Origin of the sequence: Maribacter sp. 4U21 (genome assembly GCF_002742365.1) — a bacterium.
Lineage (GTDB): Bacteria > Bacteroidota > Bacteroidia > Flavobacteriales > Flavobacteriaceae > Maribacter.
This window is the reverse complement of record NZ_MDGN01000061.1, coordinates 1-388: the sequence shown is the minus strand read 5'-3', so window position 1 is coordinate 388 and position 388 is coordinate 1. Positions and strand designations below refer to the sequence as shown.

General features: G+C 35.1%; 1 protein-coding gene. It reads left to right on the top strand.

Features of this window, described 5'->3' with window-relative positions; translation table 11 throughout:
- Positions 1-268 (top strand): type II toxin-antitoxin system RelE/ParE family toxin (locus BFP77_RS13200; protein ID WP_099574504.1); only part of this gene is annotated, 268 nt, incomplete at its 5' end.
- Positions 269-388: the final 120 nt, after the last annotated feature.

Here is a 388-nt window from a genome sequence, read left to right as displayed (position 1 = left end):
TAAGGTCATTGAAATAATCGAAACTTATCAGCACGTGCCGAAAACATATTTGGCGCCAATGAAAACCCATAAGGGATTATTTGAAGCTCGAATAAAATTAGGCTCGAACATTTGGCGAGTATTTTGCTTCTTTGACAAAGGTAAATTAGTCATACTCTTGAACGGATTTACCAAAAAGACTCAAAAAACACCGAAAAAAGAAATTGACAGAGCTGTCCGATTAATGAAAGAATACTACAAAGAAAAAAATAAAGGCAATGGAAACTAAAAGTTGGAAAGACATAAAAGACACAGTTTACGGAAAAAAGGGAACTGAACGAAGAGACGAACTCGAAAGGGATTTTGAATCTTTTAAAATCGGTTTGCTTTTGAGAAATGCACGTGAGGA